Genomic DNA, 18,345 nt, shown 5'->3' on the forward strand with positions numbered 1-18,345 from the left:
CCGCGGTTGGCACACTGGGGGCGTGACGTATGAGACCTCCGTTCCCGAGAGCCCGTTCCGTGCCGAGCCCAGCGCCCGGGACGAGGCGCCGCAGTTCGTGCTGCCGCTGGTCGTCCGGATCGAGCGGGCCGCTCCCCCGGCCCGTACCGACGCGCTGGAGGCGGCGGCCCGCGCGGTGCTGGTGCTGCTGAGCGACGAGCGCGCCCTCGGTGACGGCCCCTGGGCCCAGGCGGTGCGGGACTGGCAGGACGCCCGGATCCGCAAGGTGGTGCGGCGGGCGCGCGGCGCGGAGTGGCGGCGGGCCGGGGCGCTGGACGGCGTCACGGTCACCGGAGCCGCCGCCGAGGTACGGGTCTTCCCGCCCGTGCCGCTGGACGGCTGGCCCAAGGACCTGGCGAAGCTCCAGGTCTCCGGCACCGACCTCGACGACCCGGAGCCGCCCGCCCGGCCCGCGCCCGGCACACCGGTCCTGTGGTTCAACCCGGGCCTGGAGATGTCCGCGGGCAAGGCGATGGCCCAGGCCGGCCACGGCGCCCAGCTCGCCTGGTGGGAGCTGACCGACGAGCGGCGCGCGGCCTGGCGGGACGCCGGCTTCCCGCTCGCCGTGCGCACCGCCGAACCCGGCCAGTGGCGCGAACTGGTGGACAGCGGGCTGCCGTTGGTGCGGGACGCGGGCTTCACCGAGATCGCGCCCGGTTCCTGCACGGTGGTCGCCGACCATCCGGCGCTGCGGTAGGCGCGGCCGGGTCCGGACCGGGAAACCTCAGATGTTGCTCTGAAGGAGTCCGCCGCGCGGTTCACCGCCGCCCGGCGGGGCCATACCCCTCGGGTGCGCCGCGCGCGGACGTCCGGTACGCGGGGCGGGGGGACGCGGGGGCGAGGGACGAGGGACAAGGGACAAGGGGGGACGAGGGACTCATGGAACGACTGGGGACGGGTATCGGATGGCGCCCGGAGATCGCGGACGCCGTGGAGCGCATGCCGGGCCTCGACTGGGTCGAGGCCGTGGCCGAGAACGTGTGCCCGGACCATCTGCCCGCGTCGCTGCGGCGGCTGCGCGAGCGCGGGGTGACCGTGGTGCCGCACGGCGTCTCGCTCGGGCTCGGCGGCGGTGAACGCCCCGACGAGGGGCGGCTGAAGGCGCTCGCCGAGCGGGCCCAGGCCCTCGGCTCGCCGCTGGTGACCGAGCACATCGCCTTCGTCCGGGCGGGCGGCCCGCTGACCGCGTCGGACCGGATCGAGGCGGGCCATCTGCTGCCCGTGCCGCGCACCCGCGACGCCCTCGACGTGCTGTGCGAGAACATCCGTATCGCGCAGGACGCCCTGCCCGTGCCGCTCGCCGTGGAGAACATCGCCGCGCTGCTGGCCTGGCCCGGCGAGGAGCTGACCGAGGGGCAGTTCCTGTACGAGCTGGCGGACCGCACCGGCGTGGGGCTGCTGATCGACGTGGCCAATCTGCACACCAACCACGTCAACCAGGGCGAGGACCCGGCCGAGGCGCTGTCCGAACTGCCGCTGGAGGCGCTCGCGTACGTCCATGTGGCGGGCGGCTTCGAACGCGACGGTGTCTGGCACGACAGCCACGCCCACCCGGTCCCCCGGCCGGTGCTCGACATCCTGGCCGACCTCGCCTCGCGCGTCGCCCCGCCGGGGGTCCTGCTGGAACGCGACGAGAACTTCCCGGCGCCGGAGGTGCTGAAGGGGGAACTGGACGCCATCGCGGAGGCGGTGGAACGCGGGCACGCGGCGGGTGAGCGCGAGCACGGGGCGGGTACGGGACGGTCGCGCGGCACCGCCACCGCCACCCGGACTGCCACCACCCTCCGGACCGGCACCGCCACCGTCCCGGGGCCCCGCCCCGGCTGCGCTTCCGGTTCCGAGCCCGTCCGGCAGCGGCTGGCGCTCGCGCAGACCGCGCTGCTGTCGGCGCTGGTGGCGGGGACGCCCGCGCCGGAGGGGTTCGACCGGGCGCGGCTCGGGGTCCAGGCGCGGGCGCTGGCCTCGAAGCGGGCGGGTGTCGTGGCCAAGGTGACACCGGAGCTTCCGGTCATCCTCGGGGACGGGTACCGGACCGCCTTCCTCGCCTACGCGCAGCGGCACCCGATGCGCGGCGGCTACCGGCTGGACGCGATGGCGTTCGCGGAGTCCCTGCTGCTGGCCGGGCGGCCCGAGGACCCCGCGGCCCGCCGGAAGCTGCACCACTGGTGGCGGGAGCGCTCGGGGCCCGCGCCGAGGTCGCGCAGGCCGGCGGTCCGGGTGGCACGGGCGGCCCGCCGGATGCTGCTGCGCGGCACCGGGAGGGCTTCACACAGCGAGCACGCCTCGTCCGCGATGTGAAAAGGCGATGGATTTTCCCAGGTCACTGGCATAGAAACAGGTCATGCTCTGGGTTCTCCTTCTGCTCCCGGCCTGGGTCGTCGCCGGTGTGGCCTGTACGCGGCTGTGTCTGGCCGCCGTTCGCGCGGCGGCCGAGGAGACCCGGGACCTGGTGGTGGACCGGGACCACGATCTCACGCTGTACGAGGCCGCGTTCCTGTCCGGCGGTCCCGCCCGGGTCGCCGACGTCACGCTGGTCGCCATGGCGCGCGAGCGCAGGCTGCTGCTCGCGCACACCGGCTGGGCCACCGTCGTCGACCCGTGCGGACGGGACGAGATGGAACGGTCCGTCATAGGGGCCATCGGCCCCGAGGGACAGTCCCGGATCGCTCCGGTACGGTCCGCCGCGGCCGCCGCCGACCCCGTGCGCGGGCTCGCCGAGCGGCTGGTGGACGCCGGGCTCGCCGTACCGGAGGACGCGCCGGGCGCGGCCATGGCGGCCGGGACACGCGGGGTGCGGACGGCCGCGCTCGCGGTGACCGCGCTGGGGGTGGCCGCACTGCTGCTGCCGGTCCCGGCCGGGATGCCGCGCCCGCTGATCGCCCTGTGGTTCGCGCTCCCGCTGGCGCTCACCGTGGGCTGCCTCGCCATCGCCCGGTTCGAGATCCACCCGTCCGCGCGCTGGGCGTCCCCGGCGGGGCAGCACCTGCTCGGCGCCCTGGTCCGGCGCGCGCACCGCACCGGCGACGAACGCGCCTACCTGGCCTCCGTGGCCGTACGGGGCATCCGCGCGATCGGCGAACCGGAACTGCGCGCGGCCTTCGCCCACCGCGACCAGCCCTACCGGGAGTGACCGGCCGGCCCGGCGGGAGCGACACCGCCCGATGTCCGCACGCGCGGGCGCGCACCCCGCGCACTCCGCGTGCTCCGCGTGCCGCGCGCCGGGGCGTGCGGCCCGCGGCAGGGGCGCATCGGGCGCACCCGCGGCGACACCGGCCGCCGGTGCTTGCCTTCGCGCGCGAGTGGCCGAAGCATCCCTTGGTGCCGCCGTGCGCCGAAGGGATACGCCGATGAGAGCCGCCGCCGTCCACACGGTCGCCGCGTCCTTGGTCCTGACCGCCCTGGCCGCCGCCCCCTCGGGCGGCGCACCCCGGGCGCCCGGGGACCCCGGTGTGCACGCGGTGCACGCGGTGCACGCGGTGCCCGAAGTGCCCGGCGGGGCGGCCGAGTTGCGGGGCACGGCCGTGGCCGCCGCGCGCGCCCGGGTGGCGGGCATCGGCTTCGGCGCCTGTCCGGGCGGCCGGGACATGCCCGCCGTCATGGAGTGCGGCACCGTCTCCGTACCGCTCGACTACGCCCGCCCCGACGGCCCGCAGATCCGCCTCACCGTCAGCCGGGCGCGGGCCACCGGCCGGGACCCGGCCACCGCCGGGCGGGTGCCGCGGCAGGGCGCCCTCGTCTTCAACCCCGGCGGGCCGGGCGGCGACGGCATGTCGTTCCCGCTGATCGGGCTGCTGCCCGAGTGGAAGCGGGTCGCGGCCGCCTACGACCTCGTCGGCTACGCCCCGCGCGGGGTGGGCCGCTCGGCTCCGCTGTCCTGCGAGGACCCGAAGAGCTTCTTCAAGGGGCCGGACCCGGCGCCGACGCACCCCTCGGCGGCGTACAAGCGCCGCCGCGTGGCCGAGGCCAGGGCCTACGCCCAGGGGTGCGCCCGGCGCACGGGCGCCGCCCTGCGCTTCTACACCTCCCTCGCCAACACCCGCGACCTGGAGGTGCTGCGGGCCGCGCTCGGCGAGGACCGGCTGACCTTCATGGGCGCCTCCTACGGCACCTATCTGGGCGCGCTGTACGCGACGCTGTTCCCGGCGCATGTGCGGCGGATGGTCCTCGACTCGGCGGTGGACCCGGACCCGTCCCGGATCTGGTACCGCGACAACCTCGACCAGTCGGCCGCGTTCGAGACCCGCTGGGCGGACTTCCGGCGCTGGGTGGCCCGGCACGACGACGTGTACGGCCTCGGCCGCAGCGCGCGGGCGGTGGGCACGGCCTACGAGCGGGCGCGCACCCGGCTGGCCGCGCGCCCGGCGGGCGGCACGGTGGGACCGGCGCAGTTGCAGGGCGCGCTGCTGAACGCGGGCTACTACGACGACTTCTGGCCGGGGGCCGCCGAGGCGCTCTCGGCCTATCTGAAGGGCGACGAGAAGCCGCTGGTCGCGCTGGCCGCGCCGTACCGGGCGGGGGCCGCCGAGGCGGAGAACAGCACCGCCGTGTACACGGCCGTGGAGTGCAACGACGCGCCCTGGCCGGGCGACTTCCGGGTCTGGGACCGCGACAACACGCGGCTCGCGCGGGTGGCGCCCTTCGAGACCTGGGGCAATGTGTGGGCGAATCTGCCGTGCGCCTACTGGCCGGTGCCCCGGCAGCGGCCGCTGGACGTGCGGACCGTGCCGGGCGCGCTGCCGCCCACGCTGGTCCTGGCCGCCGAACGGGACGCGGCCACCCCGTACGCGGGCGCGCTGGAACTGCGGCGGCGACTGGCCGGTTCCGTGCTGGTGACCGAGCGGGGCGCGGGCACGCACGGCATCGCGTACGGCCCGAACCGGTGCGTCGACGCGCGCGTGGACGCGTATCTCCTGGAAGGGCGGCTGCCGGACCGGGACGCGGAGTGCGCCGCGCGGCCCGAGCCGCTGCCGGGCCGGCCGACCTTCCAGGAGAACCGGGCGCGCGAGCTGCGGGACGCCCTGGGGCGGAAGGACGACCGGCGGCCGGCCGGGACCTGACCGGGAGCGGTCAGGCGAGCCCGGCGACCAGGTCCGCCACGTCCTTGCGGCGGCCGGTGAAGAACGGCACCTCCTCGCGCACGTGCCTGCGGGCCTCCGAGCCGCGCAGGTGGCGCATGAGGTCGACGATGCGGTGCAGTTCGTCGGCCTCGAAGGCGAGGATCCACTCGTAGTCGCCCAGGGAGAAGGACGCGACGGTGTTCGCCCGGACGTCCGGGTAGCCGCGGGCCATCTTGCCGTGGTCGGCGAGCATCCGGCGGCGGTCCTCGTCGGGCAGCAGGTACCAGTCGTAGGAGCGGACGAACGGGTAGACGCTGACGTAGTCGCGCGCCGTCTCGTCGGCGAGGAACGCCGGGATGTGCGAGCGGTTGAACTCGGCGGGCCGGTGCAGCGCCATGTTCGACCACACCGGCTCCAGCGCGCGGCCGAGCCGGGTGCGGCGGAAGCGGCTGTACGCCTCCTGGAGCAGGTCGCTGGTCTCGGCGTGCCACCAGATCAGGATGTCGGCGTCGGCGCGCATCCCGGACAGGTCGTAGGTGCCGCGGACCGTCACGTCCTTCGCGGCGAGCTGGTCGAACAGCTCCTGGACCTCGTCGGCGTAGCCGGTGCGGTCCTCGGGGAGGACGTCCTTCAGCTTGAAGACGGACCACAGGGTGTAGCGGATGACCTCGTTGAGGTCCTTGGCCAGCTTGCCCTTGTTCGGGATCCGGCCGGCGTCGGTGGTGGAGGCGTCGTCACTCATGGGGCTATTCTCCCGCTCCGCCGTGCGGACTCCGCACCGGGTGGGCGGTGAGTTCCCGCACGGCCGTGAGGCCGCCCGTGAGCCGGTCCACGGCGGCGTCCGCGCTCGCCACGCAGGCGGGGATGCCCACCCCGTCGTAGGCGGCGCCGCACACCGCGAGGCCCGGCAGCCGGGCGACGTGGTCGCGGACCCGGGCCACGCGCGCGTGGTGGCCGACCGGGTACTGGGGCAGTCCGCCGTCCCAGCGGGTGACGCGGGTGCGCAGCGGTACGGCGTCCAGGCCGGTGGCCGCGCGCAGGTCGCGGCGGGAGAGGTCCACCAGGTCGGCGTCGTCGCGGTCCAGGATCTCCGTCTCGCCGTACCGGCCGACCGAGGTGCGCAGCACCAGCACGTCCGGGTCCTCCTCGGCGATCCAGCCCCACTTGCGGGAGGCGAAGGTCGACGCCTTGATGGTGTGTCCGTCGACGGGCGGCACGAGGAAGCCGCTGCCCTCGGGCAGGGCGGCGTCGGCGCGGCGGTAGGCGAGGGTGACCAGGGCCATGGAGGCGTACTCGACGGCCCGCAGCTCGGCCGCCGCGCCCGGGGACTCGGTCTCCAGCAGGGCGGCGGCGGCGGGCGCGGGGACGGCGACGACGACCGCGTCGGCGTGCAGGACGCGGTCCCCGGCGAGCAGCCGCCAGCCGCCCTCCGGGGTCCGGCGCAGTCCGCTCGCCGGGGTGCCGGTCAGGATCTCGCCGCCACGTGCCCGTACCGAGGCGGCGACCGCGAGCGGCAGCGTGCCGACGCCGCCCTCGATGCCCAGGAAGACCGGGCCGGTGGCCGGGGTCCGCGCCGCGCGGTCCTGGAGGGCGCGGACCGCCTCGGTCAGGGAGGTGTGGGTGCGGGCGGCCTCGAAGAGCTGGGGCACCGCCGAGCGCATCGAGATGCGGTGGGCGTCGCCCGCGTAGACGCCGCCGAGCAGCGGTTCGACCAGGCGGTCGACGACCTCGCGGCCCAGCCGCTCGGCGACGTACGCGCCGACCGCCACGTCCTCGCCGACCTCGGTGCGCGGCAGGTCGGCGTCGCGCTCGATACGGGCCAGGCCCTCGGCGGAGAGGATCCCGGCGAGGGCGGCGGCGGTGCCGGGCACGCCCATCACATGGCCCTTGGGCATCGGGCGCAGGGCGCCGCGGGTCCACAGGGAGGCGGTCGCGGTGGCGGGCGGCCGGAGCCGGTCGGCCAGGCCCACCTCGCGGGCGAGGCCCACGGCCTCGGGCCGCCGGGCCAGCATCGACTCGGCACCCAGGTCGACGCGGACGCCCGCGATCTCGCCGGGCAGCAGCTTGCCGCCGACGCGGTCGGCGGCCTCCAGCACGGTCACCCGCGCGCCGCGCTCCAGCAGCCGGTGCGCGGCGGCCAGCCCCGCGATCCCGCCTCCGACGACGACGACCTGCCGCGTGTCCGTGCCCGTTGCGCTCATGGCCTCCACTCTCTCAGACCCGCCCGGCGCGCCCGCGGGGCCCCGGTGTCCGGGACGAGTCCTGACCGTGACCGCATCGGGACCGCGCACCGGCAACGCATCGGGCGGCCGCCGAGTCGAAGGAGCGTCAGAGGTCACCACGCCCTGGGGGGTACGCGACACATGCGCGCACAGCACCGCGCTCGACGCTCCGTTCGAGCCATATCCGCTTCACCGTCCGTTTCTCCTTCTGCTTCACCGTCCGTTTCTCCTTCTGTTTCTCCGTCTGCTTCACCGGCCCCGCGTCCGCCCTCGCCCCGGTCCGCGTCCCGGTCCGCCCCCAGGACGGCTGCCGCCCTGACCGGTGTGCTGCTCGCGGCGGCGCTCGCGGTCACCGGATGCAGCGAGTCCGGCGGTTCCGACAGTTCCTCCCGCAAGGCCGCCGGGAGCGCGGCCCAGCGGGGCGTCCCGGCCACCGGGAACGGCGCCGCCGGGTACGCCGACCGGACCGACGCGCCCGGCACCGGGGCCACCGCCGCGCCGAAGGCCCCGGCCGCCCAGATCGTCCGCACGGCCTCGCTGACGGTGGAGGTGCGGGACGTGGCGAAGGCCCTCGCCACGGCGCGCGCGGCGGCCCAGGACGCCGGGGGCTACGTGGGCGACGAGACCACCGACCGGGACGCCGAGGGACACGAGCGGACCCGGGTCGTGCTGCGGGTGCCGGTGGACCGCTACGACGCGCTCCTGGCCCGCCTTGAGGGCTCCGGGCGGCTGGTCGAGCGGTCGGCCAAGGCCGAGGACGTCACCGGCCAGGTCGTGGACGTCGACAGCCGGATCCGGTCGCAGCGCGCCAGCGTGGCCCGGGTCCGCGCGCTCATGGACAAGGCCGGGAGCCTCGGCGACGTCGTCTCCCTGGAGAGCGAACTGAGCCGCCGCGAGGCCGATCTGGAGGCGCTGCTCGCCCAGCAGGCGTCCCTGAAGGACCGTACGAGCCTGGCCACCGTCACCCTGTCGCTGTCCTCGGCGTCCGCTCCGGCGCACGAGAGCGCGGACGACGATCCCGGGTTCCTGGACGCGCTGGCGGGCGGCTGGCACGTGTTCGTGACCGTGGTCCGCTGGCTCGCCCTCGCCCTGGGCGCGGTGCTGCCCTTCGCCGCCGCCGCGGCCCTTCTCACCGTGCTCTGGCTCCGGGTCGTACGCCCGCGCCTGCCCCGCCGCGCCCCCGCCGGGGCGCCGGTGACCGCCCCGGCGGGCCCCGGCCTGCCGGTCCACCCGGCGGCCCCGGCGCCTGCCGCCGGTACGGACAGCGCCGGTGCGGACGGCGGCCGGGAGCGGTGAGCGCGGCCGTCGTAGCGTGTGCGCATGAGCATGAGCGACGGCACGGGCACGGACGGCGGCGGACGGCGGGAGCGGCTGGTCGTGATCGGGGGCGATGCCGCGGGGATGTCCGCGGCGTCGCAGGCCCGGCGGCTGCGCGGACCGGACGAGCTGGAGATCGTGGCGTTCGAACGCGGCCACTTCAGCTCGTACTCGGCCTGCGGGATCCCCTACTGGGTGAGCGGTGACGTCGAGGAGCGGGACGAGCTGATCGCGCGCACGCCCGAGGAGCACCGCGCGCGCGGCATCGACCTGCGGATGCGCACCGAGGTCACGGAGATCGACGTGGCCGGGCGCCGGGTCCGCGCGCGGGACGCCGGGTCGGGGGCCGAGTCCTGGACGTCGTACGACAAGCTCGTCGTCGCGACCGGGGCCCGGCCGGTGCGCCCGGAGCTGCCCGGCATCGACGCGCCCGGGGTGTACGGCGTGCAGACCCTGGACGACGGCGAGGAACTGCTCGGCGGTCTGGCCCGCACCCGGGGCCGCCGGGCGGTCGTGGTGGGCGCGGGCTACATCGGGGTGGAGATGGCCGAGGCGCTGATCAAGCGCGGCTACGAGGTGACGGTCGTCAACCGGGGTGCGGAGCCGATGGCGACGCTCGACCCGGACATGGGCCGCCTGGTGCGCGAGGCGATGACGGGCCTGGGCGTCACCATGGTGGGCGGCACCGAGGTGACCGGGGTGCTGACCGGGGCGGACGGGCGGGCGCGTGCGGTGGCCACCGGCGACGCCGAGTACCCGGCGGACGTGGTGGTGCTGGGCATCGGGGTGCGGCCCGAGACGTCGCTGGCGCGGGCGGCGGGGCTGCCGCTCGGCGACCACGGCGGGCTGCTCACGGACCGGGCGATGCGGGTGCGCGGGCACGAGGACATCTGGGCGGGCGGTGACTGCGTCGAGGTGCTCGACCTGGTCTCGGGACAGCAGCGGCACGTGCCGCTCGGCACCCACGCCAACAAGCAGGGCCAGGTCATCGGCACCAACGCGGGCGGCGGCTACGCCACCTTCCCGGGCGTGGTCGGGACCGCGGTGAGCAAGGTGTGCGACCTGGAGATCGCCCGGACCGGGCTGCGGGAGCGGGACGCCCGGCGCGTCGGGCTGCGCTTCGAGACGGTCACCATCGAGTCGACCAGCCGGGCGGGCTACTACCCGGGGGCCTCCCCGATGACCGTGAAGATGCTCGCCGAGCGGCGCACGGGCCGGCTGCTGGGGGTCCAGATCGTGGGCCGGGAGGGCGCGGCCAAGCGGGTCGACATCGCCGCCGTGGCGCTCACGGCGGGGCTGACCGTGGAGCAGATGACCGCGCTGGACCTCGGCTACGCCCCGCCGTTCTCCCCGGTGTGGGACCCGGTGCTGGTGGCGGCCCGCAAGGCGGCGGCCGCGGTCGACCGGGCGCGCTGATCCGGCGGGCCGGTTCACCGGGCGCATCCCGGGAAGGACTTCTTCGTGGTCATCCCCGTCCATGACGTCAATCCGGTGCGGCGCACCCCCTGGGTGACGTACGCCCTGATCGTCGCGAACGTCGTCGTGTTCCTGGCCACGCCGGGTGTCACCGGCTCGGTGACCGGGGGCGGCTCGCTGGCGCAGCTGTGCCATCTGGAGGCGTTCACGCAGCACTACGCGCTGGTGCCGCGCGAGCTGATCCACGGCCGGCTGCCGTCGCTGGTGCCGACGGGCGCGACCGGGGTGGGCGTGCAGGGGCCCGGCTGTGTGCTGGGCCCGCCGACGTACCGGAAGTCGCCGGTGCTGTCGGTGCTGACCTCGATGTTCCTGCACGGGAGCTGGCTGCACCTGCTGGGGAACATGCTGTTCCTGTTCATCTTCGGCAACAACGTCGAGGACCGGATGGGCCGCGTCCGCTTCCTGCTGTTCTATGTGGTGTGCGGATACGTGGCCGGGTACGGCTTCGCCCTGCTGGACGCGGATTCCGGCCAGCCGCTGATCGGCGCCTCGGGGGCGATCGCCGGGGTCCTCGGCGCCTATCTGGTGCTCTATCCCCGGGCCCGGGTCTGGGTCCTCGTGCCGTTCCTGATCTTCCTGCCGCTGCGTCTCCCGGCCTGGATCGTGCTGGGATTCTGGTTCCTGCTCCAGGCGTTCTACTCCGCGGGCGAGGGCGTGTCCGACGCGGGCACCGTGGCGTACACCGCCCATGTGTTCGGCTTCGTCGCGGGCATGCTGCTCGCGCTGCCGCTGCGCCCCGGCACCCCGCCCCCGCCGGAGCCGCGCGGTCTGCTGTTCGGCCGCCGGGCCCGGACCGGCTGGTGAGCACCGGCCGGTGAGGGCCGCCGGGGGTACCCCTGACCCCCCGGAGTCCGGCCGGACCTGTTGACGCATTGGTCCAGACCTTCTACGTTGTGGGCGCCCCGATCGAAGGCGGGAGCGCGCCGTGTCCCGGCCCGCCGGCCTGCCTCCCCTCCCGGCACACGCACGCGCACGCGCACGGTTCACCTCACCCCTGTACCACCCCACCTCAGCAGGGAGAGCCATGTTCCACAGGCGCAGACCACTTTCCGAGAGAGGACCGGACCGCGGGCGAGGACCGCTGTCCGGCATCAGGACGCCGCGCCGGCCCGGCTCAGGGGCCGGACGGCTGCGGCGGCGGATCGTCGCCCTGGGCGCGACCCTGATCCTGCCGCTGGCCGGACTCACCGCCCTCGCCGCGCCCGCCCACGCGGCCGGCACGCTCACCGCGACCTTCTCCTCCCAGGACAACGGCTCCGGCTGGCAGGGCAAGTACGTCGTCCGCAACAGCGGCTCCGCCGCCGCCAGCGGCTGGACCCTGGAGTTCGACCTCCCGGCCGGGGCGACCCTGACCAGCAACTACTACGCCGACGTCACGGTCTCCGGGCAGCATGTGACCGCGAAGAACGCCTACTACAACGGGAACGTCCCGGCCGGCGGCAGCACCGAGCCGTACAGCTACTGGTTCACCGCGACCGGCAAGGCCGCCGCGCCGACCGGCTGCACCATCAACGGCGACAAGTGCGACGGCAGCCCCGACATCCCGCCGACCGCGCCGGGCACCCCCAAGGCGACCGCGGTCACCGCGCACTCGGTGGCGCTGAGCTGGACCGCGGCCCAGCCGGGCGACCACACCGTGGCCTCCTACGACGTGCTGAGCGGCACGAACACCGTGGCCACCGTCACCGGCACCTCGGCGACCGTCACCGGGCTGACCCCGGCGACGAACTACACGTACACCGTGCGGGCCAAGGACACCCGCGGGAACATCGGACCGGCCAGCCAGCCGCTGACCGTCAAGACGGTGGACCCGTCGACCGACCCGACGCCGCCGACCGCGCCGGGCAACCTGCGCTCCACCGGCAAGACCTCCTACAGCGTCGGCCTGGCCTGGGACAAGGCCACCGACAACGTGGGCGTGGCCGCCTACGACGTCTACCGCGGCAGCACGCTGGCGAAGTCGGTCGGCGCGGACACCACGACGGCCACCGTGGACGGCCTCTCCCCGGCCACCGCCTACACCTTCACCGTCAAGGCCCGCGACACCGCGGACAACCCGTCGCCCGCCTCGAACGCGGTGAAGGTCACCACCGACGACGTGGCCGGGCAGGGCAAGCAGCTCAAGGTGGGCTACTTCGTCCAGTGGGGCATCTACGGCCGCCAGTACTTCGTGAAGAACCTGGACACCTCCGGCGCCGCGGCCAAGCTCGACGTCGTCAACTACGCCTTCGAGAACCTGGATTCGAAGGACCTCACCTGCAAGGCGGGCGTCACCAGGGGCACCACCGCCGACCCGGAGGACCCGGACCAGGGCACCGACGCGGGTGACGCGGACGCCGACTACGCGCGCCCGATGTCCGCCGACCAGTCGGTCGACGGCGTCGCCGACGACGGCTGGGGCAAACTGCGCGGCAACCTCAACCAGTTGAAGAAGCTCAAGGCCAAGTACCCCAAGCTGAAGATCGTCGCGTCGATCGGCGGCTGGACGTACTCGAAGTTCTTCTCCGACGCCGCCGCCACCCAGGCCAGCCGGGAGAAGTTCGTCAAGTCCTGCATCGACGTGTGGATCAAGGGCAACCTGCCCGTCTACAACGGCGCGGGCGGCCCCGGCACCGCGGCCGGGATCTTCGACGGCTTCGACATCGACTGGGAGTGGCCGGGCTCCGAGGGCCACCCGGGCAACCACTACGGCACCCAGGACAAGGACAACCTGACCGCGCTGCTCGCCGAGTTCCGCAAGCAGCTCGACGCGCTCGGCGGCGAGCACAAGCTGCTGACCGCGTTCACCCCGGCCGACCCGGCGAAGATCGCCGCCGGCTGGGACCTGAGCCGGATCTTCGACTCCCTCGACTACGCCGATGTCCAGGGCTACGACTTCCACGGCTCGGGCAGCGACAACTCCTGGGAGCCCAACCGCACCGGTGACGCGTCCAACCTGTACACGGACGCACAGGACCCCTACTCGTTCCACTTCAGCATCGAGAACGCCATCCAGGCGTACCTCGACGCCGGGGTCAACCCGCGCAAGCTGGCCGTGGGCTTCCCGTTCTACGGGCGCGGCTGGCAGGGCGTCACCGACGGCGGCGCGGCCGGTGAGTGGCAGGCCGCGAACGGCGCGGCGCCCGGCCAGTTCGACACCGAGGCCGGGGTGCGCGGCTACAACAACCTGATCGCCAGCTATCCGTCGATGACCGTCCACCACGACGAGCAGTCGGTGTCGACGTTCGGCTACACCGGCGCGAACGGCCAGTGGTGGTCCTTCGACGACGCCTGGTCGATCGGGAAGAAGACGGCCTGGATCAAGTCCAAGGGGCTGCTGGGCGGCTTCGTGTGGGAGATGTCCGGTGACACCTCGAACGGTCAGCTGATGACCGCGCTCGACACCGGGCTGAAGTAGCCGGAGCAGCAGAGCGGGCCGGTCCGGGACTCCGGGCCGGCCGGTGACTCCCGGGCGGGCGGCCGGCGGACCGCCCGCCCGGGTCCGTCCGCCCGTCCGTCAGGCCGCCCGCCTCAGCGGGCGGTGCGGGTGTGCACGTACTCCACGAGCCGGGTCAGCGCGTCCGGGTCGGTGGCCGGCATGACCCCGTGGCCGAGGTTGAAGACATGGCCGTCCAGGCCCTGAGCCGCCGCCAGCACCTCGCGCGTCTTGTCCTCCACGGCCTCGCGGGTCGCGAACAGCACGGTCGGGTCGAGGTTGCCCTGGAGCGCCTTGCCGGGGCCGACCCGGCGGGCGGCCTCGTCCAGCGGGACCCGCCAGTCGACGCCGACGACGTCCGCGCCCGCCTCGCCCATCAGGCCCAGCAGCTCGCCGGTGCCGACGCCGAAGTGGATGCGCGGGACGCCGTACCCGGCGACGGCCTCGAAGACCTTCGCGGAGGCGGGCAGCACCGAGCGACGGTAGTCGGCGGGGGCCAGCGCCCCGGCCCAGGAGTCGAAGAGCTGCACGGCGCTCGCGCCCGCCTCGATCTGCACCTTGAGGAAGGCGGCCGTGATGGCGGCCAGCCGGTCCAGCAGATCGGCCCACAGCTCCGGGTCGCCGTACATCATCGCCTTGGCGTTCTCGTACGTGCGCGAGGGGCCGCCCTCCACGAGGTAGCTCGCGAGGGTGAACGGCGCCCCGGCGAAGCCGATCAGCGGGGTGGCGCCCAGCTCGCGGGTGAGCAGGCCGATCGCCTCGGTGACGTAGGAGACGTCCTCGGGGGTCAGGTCGCGCAGCCGGGCCAGGTCCGCGCGGGTGCGCACCGGGCGCTCGACGACCGGGCCCACGCCCGGCTTGATGTCGAGGTCGATGCCGATGGCCTTCAGCGGGACGACGATGTCGCTGAAGTAGATCGCCGCGTCCACGTCGTGCCGGCGGACCGGCTGGAGGGTGATCTCGGTGACCAGGTCGGGCCGCATGCAGGAGTCCAGCATGCCGATGCCCTCGCGCACCTTGCGGTACTCCGGCAGCGAGCGCCCGGCCTGCCGCATGAACCACACGGGCGTGTGCGGCACCGGTTCGCGCCGGCACGCCCTGAGGAAGGCGGAGTCGTAGGTGGCCGTCGGCGGCCGGTGGCTGGCAGGCGTCTCGTTGGCACTCACGCGAGCAAGTTTCGCACGGCGCCGGGGGCGCGCGGGCCGCGGTGTGCGGCCCGCGGACGGCGCTCCTGCCTGCGGCGGGGTGTCTTGCCCTGCACAAAGGCCCGGTTCCCCTTAATCTTCCCGGCATGGCTGCGGCTCAGGGACGACTGTCGGACGGCGCTGGCGGGATGGACGACGCGAAGGGGGCGAAGAAGGAGGCGAAAGACGGCGACGGGAATGCGGGCAGGGCGGATCAGGTGCCGTTGCCGTTCAGGGCTGCCGTCGACGCGCTGAGAGCCGCGCGGCTGCGGCCGCAGGTGGAGATCGACCAGGTACCGCCGCCGCAGCGGCTGGCGCCGTACGCGTACGCGCTGGAGGCCACCGTCGTCGACGGCGAGCAGGACCTCGCCGACGGCCGGCTGGTGCTGCTGCACGACCCGGCCGGGCACGACGCGTGGCGGGGCACGTTCCGGCTGGTGACCCTGGTGCGCGCGGAGCTGGAGCCGGAGATGGCCGCGGATCCGCTGCTGCCGGAGGTGTGCTGGTCCTGGCTGACCGGGGCGCTCCAGGCGCGCGGGCTGACGTACGGGGAGCCGAGCGGTACGGTCACCCGGGCCGGTTCGCACTACTTCGGCGGGCTGTCGGCGCGGCCGCCGGCCTCGCAGATCGAGATCCGGGCCTCCTGGACCCCGCGCGAGAGCCTGGGCGGGGTGCCGGACACGGGGGCGCACCTGGCCTCCTGGTGCGATCTGCTGGCCCAGGTGGCGGGTCTGCCGCCGGCCGGGCCGGGGGACGCGTCCGTGGTGACACTGCCGCAGCGGCGGGACCCGCAGTCGCGCTGAGCCACACCGGCCGGCGTCTCCCCTCCCTTCGTCTCTCCTGATCTCTTCTGATCTCTCTCGTCTCTTCGAACGGCCCGGACGGCCCGGACGGAACACCGTCCGGGCCGTTCGCCGTGCCGGGCTCCGAGCGCCGTCCCCGCCGCCGTCCGGCGTCTTACCGGTCCCTTGCCGTGTCTTTGTCGATACGGCCACTTTCGGGCAGGTAGCGACCCCGAACGGCCCCGAGTGAACCGATTCGACCTTCGGATGATCGACAGTATGTCCGAATTGAACGCATTGTTACTCACCAGATCGTGATCATTCTCTAAAGGACAAGGGGTTTGATGCCGAAGACGACTGTGACCTAGCAAGCACGGTTCGTACCGGCTTCCTCCCCACAAGCCGGCCCCGTCCCCCACCCCCCAGGAGGCCTGGTGTCCGTTCTCCTCGAGCAGCCCGCAAGCCTGGTCGCCTACCGCCCGAACAAGCCGACCGCCATGGTCGTCGTGGCGGACCCGCGCGTCCGGTCCACCGTCACCCGTCATCTGTGGGCGCTCGGAGTCCGTGACGTCATCGAGGCGTCGTCCGTCGCGGAGGCCCGTCCGCGCATCGGCAACCCGCGCGACATCTGCGTCGCCGACGTGCACCTGCCCGACGGCTCCGGGCTCACCCTGCTCTCCGAGACCCGAGCCGCCGGCTGGCCCAACGGCCTGGCCCTGTCCGCCGCCGACGACATCGGCGCCGTCCGCAACGCCCTCGCGGGCGGAGTGAAGGGCTACGTCGTCACCGGCACCCGTACCAACCTCGGACTGCCCACCCGGCCCGGTGCCGCCCCCATCGGCGCCGCCCGGCTGCACCGCCGCCCCCCGGGCGCCCCGAGCCACCCGGGCGGCTACCGCGAGCTGTCCGGCCGCGAGGTCGAGGTGCTGCGGCTGGTCGCCGAGGGCCAGTCGAACAAGGCGATCGGCGTCTCGATGGGCCTGTCCGCCCTCACCGTCAAGAGCCACCTGGCCCGTATCGCCCGCAAGCTCGGCACCGGCGACCGCGCCGGGATGGTCGCCGTGGCCCTGCGCACCGGCATCATCCACTGACCCCGCCCGGCGCCCGGCCGCCCACGCTCCCCCGATCGGCCGTCCGCCCGTCACTCCACCGCCCGATCCCGCGAATCCCCCGACCCCCCGCCGTCCGGTTCGACGCCCCGTCGCGTCCGGCCCCCGCGCACCGGCCTGTCCCGTGTACCGGCCGTGAACCGGACGTGTCCCCGACCTGACCGGTTCACGACCCCCGGCGCCCGCCGACGGAACGTTCCGTCGGCGGGCGCCGCCCATCCACCGATACCCTTGACAGGTGACCGACGCCCAAGAAACCGCAGCAGACAGCCCACTGCGCACCACCGGAGGCGCCCCTCCGGACGACGGCGGAACTTCTGACACCGGGACGCCGGTCCCCTTGCTCGAACCGCGCGAGGGCATTCCGCCCGTGATCGCCTCCCCCGAGGGGCTCGCCGAAGTCGTCGCCGCCTTCGCCGCCGGCTCGGGCCCCGTCGCCGTCGACGCCGAGCGCGCCTCCGGCTACCGCTACGGCCAGCGTGCCTATCTGGTCCAGCTGCGCCGCCAGGGCGCCGGGACCGCACTGATCGACCCCGTCGGCTGCCCCGACCTCTCCGCCCTCGGCAAGGCGCTGACCGGCGTCGAGTGGGTGCTGCACGCGGCGACCCAGGACCTGCCGTGCCTGCGCGAGATAGGCATGGTCCCCACCCGCCTGTTCGACACCGAACTGGCGGGCCGGCTGGCCGGATTCCCGCGCGTGGGCCTGGGCGCCATGGTCGAGAACGTCCTCGGCTTCGTCCTGGAGAAGGGCCACTCCGCCGTCGACTGGTCCACCCGCCCGCTGCCCGAGCCCTGGCTGCGCTACGCCGCCCTCGACGTGGAACTCCTCGTCGACCTGCGCGACGCGCTGGAGAAGGAGCTGGACCGGCAGGGCAAGCTGGACTGGGCGCTCCAGGAGTTCGACGCCATCGCCTCCGCGCCGCCCCCCGAGCCCCGCAAGGACCCCTGGCGGCGCACCTCCGGGATGCACAAGGTGCGGCGCAGGCGGCAGCTCGCCGTCGTACGGGAGCTGTGGGAGACCCGGGACCGGATCGCCCGGCGCCGGGACGTCTCGCCCGGCAAGGTGCTCCCGGACGCCGCCATCGTGCAGGCCGCGCTCGCCGTGCCCGTCAACGTGCACGCGCTGGCCGCGCTGAACGGCTTCGGGCACCGCACCGGGCGGCGCCAGCTGGAGCAGTGGCAGGCGGCGGTGGACCGGGCCAGGGCACTGCCCGAGACGGCGCTGCCGCAGCAGGGCCAGCACGTGACCGGTCCCCCGCCGCCGCGGGCCTGGGCCGACAAGGACCCGGTGGCGGCGCAGCGGCTGAGCGCCGCCCGCGCCGCGGTCTCCGCGCTCGCCGAACGGCTGAACCTGCCCCAGGAGAACCTGGTCGCGCCGGACACGGTGCGCCGGCTGTGCTGGGAGCCGCCGAAGCCCGCCGACGAGGCGTCCGTGGGTGCGGCCCTTGCCGGGTACGGCGCGCGGCCGTGGCAGGTGGAGCTGGCGACGCCCTCGCTGGTCGCCGCGCTGGCGGGCGCGGGCGCCCAGACACCGTAGGGGTGCGGGCCGGGCTGCGGATGTGCTGCGCCTGTGGCTGTGGCTGCTCGCGCGGTTCCCCGCGTCCCTCGCGGGGCGCTTCGGCGTCCCGCGAGGTGTGATGTTCGCCGCTTGGGGCGGGGGGACTGGGCAGTCACATTACCCGCGAGTAGCATGAGCGCTGAGCGCGCGCTCAGCTCCGCGCGCCGCAGCAGTGCCATCCCGCAC

The 18,345-nt window shown here is 74.8% G+C and carries 14 protein-coding genes; 11 read left to right on the forward strand and 3 right to left on the reverse strand.

The genetic code is table 11. The annotated features are described in order from the left end of the window. Window positions 1–22 precede the first annotated feature (22 nt). The 4 genes from ACWDYF_RS31820 to ACWDYF_RS31835 all read left to right on the forward strand — a co-directional run bounded on the left by ACWDYF_RS31820 (window position 23) and on the right by ACWDYF_RS31835 (window position 5,096). Window positions 23–736 carry an aminoacyl-tRNA hydrolase gene (locus tag ACWDYF_RS31820; protein WP_389473912.1) on the forward strand — a complete coding sequence of 238 codons (714 nt, stop codon included), beginning with the start codon at window positions 23–25 and terminating at the stop codon, window positions 734–736. 182 nt (window positions 737–918) lie between these two features. Next, window positions 919–2,337, forward strand: coding sequence for a DUF692 domain-containing protein (locus ACWDYF_RS31825; RefSeq protein WP_389473915.1), 1,419 nt, complete (start codon window positions 919–921; stop codon window positions 2,335–2,337). A gap of 43 nt (window positions 2,338–2,380) precedes the next feature. Beyond that, a complete protein-coding gene (locus ACWDYF_RS31830) occupies window positions 2,381–3,169 on the forward strand; it encodes a TIGR04222 domain-containing membrane protein (protein ID WP_389473917.1) in 789 nt (262 codons plus the stop codon). Window positions 3,170–3,386: 217 nt separating this feature from the next. Continuing rightward, window positions 3,387–5,096, forward strand: a complete 1,710-nt coding sequence (locus ACWDYF_RS31835; protein WP_389473919.1) for an alpha/beta hydrolase — start codon at window positions 3,387–3,389, stop codon at window positions 5,094–5,096. A 10-nt stretch (window positions 5,097–5,106) separates the two neighbouring features. Here the strand turns inward: ACWDYF_RS31835 and hemQ are convergent, their stop codons facing one another. Together hemQ and hemG are read right to left on the reverse strand one after the other, a co-directional pair. Further along, complete coding sequence (hemQ, locus tag ACWDYF_RS31840) at window positions 5,107–5,838, reverse strand: hydrogen peroxide-dependent heme synthase (protein ID WP_018564417.1); 732 nt, start codon at window positions 5,836–5,838, stop codon at window positions 5,107–5,109. A 4-nt stretch (window positions 5,839–5,842) separates the two neighbouring features. Beyond that, window positions 5,843–7,297: a protoporphyrinogen oxidase gene (hemG, locus tag ACWDYF_RS31845; protein WP_389473921.1), complete on the reverse strand. Its 1,455-nt coding sequence runs from the start codon at window positions 7,295–7,297 to the stop codon at window positions 5,843–5,845. Window positions 7,298–7,642: 345 nt separating this feature from the next. Here hemG and ACWDYF_RS31850 point away from each other — a divergent pair, with 345 nt between their 5' ends. The 4 genes from ACWDYF_RS31850 to ACWDYF_RS31865 all read left to right on the forward strand — a co-directional run bounded on the left by ACWDYF_RS31850 (window position 7,643) and on the right by ACWDYF_RS31865 (window position 13,508). Further along, the gene (locus tag ACWDYF_RS31850; RefSeq protein ID WP_389473923.1) at window positions 7,643–8,614 is read left to right on the forward strand and encodes a DUF4349 domain-containing protein; all 972 of its coding nucleotides are present in this window, start codon (window positions 7,643–7,645) and stop codon (window positions 8,612–8,614) included. 24 nt (window positions 8,615–8,638) lie between these two features. Next, window positions 8,639–10,051 carry an FAD-dependent oxidoreductase gene (locus tag ACWDYF_RS31855; RefSeq protein WP_389473925.1) on the forward strand — a complete coding sequence of 471 codons (1,413 nt, stop codon included), beginning with the start codon at window positions 8,639–8,641 and terminating at the stop codon, window positions 10,049–10,051. A gap of 45 nt (window positions 10,052–10,096) precedes the next feature. Next, window positions 10,097–10,915, forward strand: a complete 819-nt coding sequence (locus ACWDYF_RS31860) for a rhomboid family intramembrane serine protease (protein ID WP_381739774.1) — start codon at window positions 10,097–10,099, stop codon at window positions 10,913–10,915. A 220-nt stretch (window positions 10,916–11,135) separates the two neighbouring features. Next, the gene (locus ACWDYF_RS31865) at window positions 11,136–13,508 is read left to right on the forward strand and encodes a glycosyl hydrolase family 18 protein (RefSeq protein ID WP_389473927.1); all 2,373 of its coding nucleotides are present in this window, start codon (window positions 11,136–11,138) and stop codon (window positions 13,506–13,508) included. 113 nt (window positions 13,509–13,621) lie between these two features. Here the strand turns inward: ACWDYF_RS31865 and hemE are convergent, their stop codons facing one another. Continuing rightward, the gene (gene hemE, locus ACWDYF_RS31870; RefSeq protein ID WP_381739771.1) at window positions 13,622–14,692 is read right to left on the reverse strand and encodes a uroporphyrinogen decarboxylase; all 1,071 of its coding nucleotides are present in this window, start codon (window positions 14,690–14,692) and stop codon (window positions 13,622–13,624) included. 125 nt (window positions 14,693–14,817) lie between these two features. Here hemE and ACWDYF_RS31875 point away from each other — a divergent pair, with 125 nt between their 5' ends. From ACWDYF_RS31875 to ACWDYF_RS31885, 3 genes are all read left to right on the forward strand, one after another. Continuing rightward, window positions 14,818–15,513, forward strand: coding sequence for a DUF3000 domain-containing protein (locus ACWDYF_RS31875; protein ID WP_037872557.1), 696 nt, complete (start codon window positions 14,818–14,820; stop codon window positions 15,511–15,513). A gap of 413 nt (window positions 15,514–15,926) precedes the next feature. Next, complete coding sequence (locus ACWDYF_RS31880) at window positions 15,927–16,583, forward strand: response regulator transcription factor (protein WP_018564425.1); 657 nt, start codon at window positions 15,927–15,929, stop codon at window positions 16,581–16,583. 256 nt (window positions 16,584–16,839) lie between these two features. Beyond that, a complete protein-coding gene (locus ACWDYF_RS31885) occupies window positions 16,840–18,138 on the forward strand; it encodes an HRDC domain-containing protein (RefSeq protein WP_381739769.1) in 1,299 nt (432 codons plus the stop codon). Window positions 18,139–18,345 lie beyond the last annotated feature (207 nt).

The organism is Streptomyces sp. NPDC003284 (assembly GCF_053589675.1).

What these genes read in the sequence shown, in the direction of transcription:
- ACWDYF_RS31825 (WP_389473915.1), top strand. Translation starts at nt 919, where the DNA reads ATGGAACGACTGGGGACGGGTATCGGATGGCGCCCGGAGATCGCGGAC.
- ACWDYF_RS31830 (WP_389473917.1), top strand. Translation starts at nt 2,381, where the DNA reads ATGCTCTGGGTTCTCCTTCTGCTCCCGGCCTGGGTCGTCGCCGGTGTG.
- ACWDYF_RS31835 (WP_389473919.1), top strand. Translation starts at nt 3,387, where the DNA reads ATGAGAGCCGCCGCCGTCCACACGGTCGCCGCGTCCTTGGTCCTGACC.
- hemQ (WP_018564417.1), bottom strand. Translation starts at nt 5,838, where the DNA reads ATGAGTGACGACGCCTCCACCACCGACGCCGGCCGGATCCCGAACAAG.
- hemG (WP_389473921.1), bottom strand. Translation starts at nt 7,297, where the DNA reads ATGAGCGCAACGGGCACGGACACGCGGCAGGTCGTCGTCGTCGGAGGC.
- ACWDYF_RS31855 (WP_389473925.1), top strand. Translation starts at nt 8,639, where the DNA reads ATGAGCATGAGCGACGGCACGGGCACGGACGGCGGCGGACGGCGGGAG.
- ACWDYF_RS31865 (WP_389473927.1), top strand. Translation starts at nt 11,136, where the DNA reads ATGTTCCACAGGCGCAGACCACTTTCCGAGAGAGGACCGGACCGCGGG.
- ACWDYF_RS31875 (WP_037872557.1), top strand. Translation starts at nt 14,818, where the DNA reads ATGGCTGCGGCTCAGGGACGACTGTCGGACGGCGCTGGCGGGATGGAC.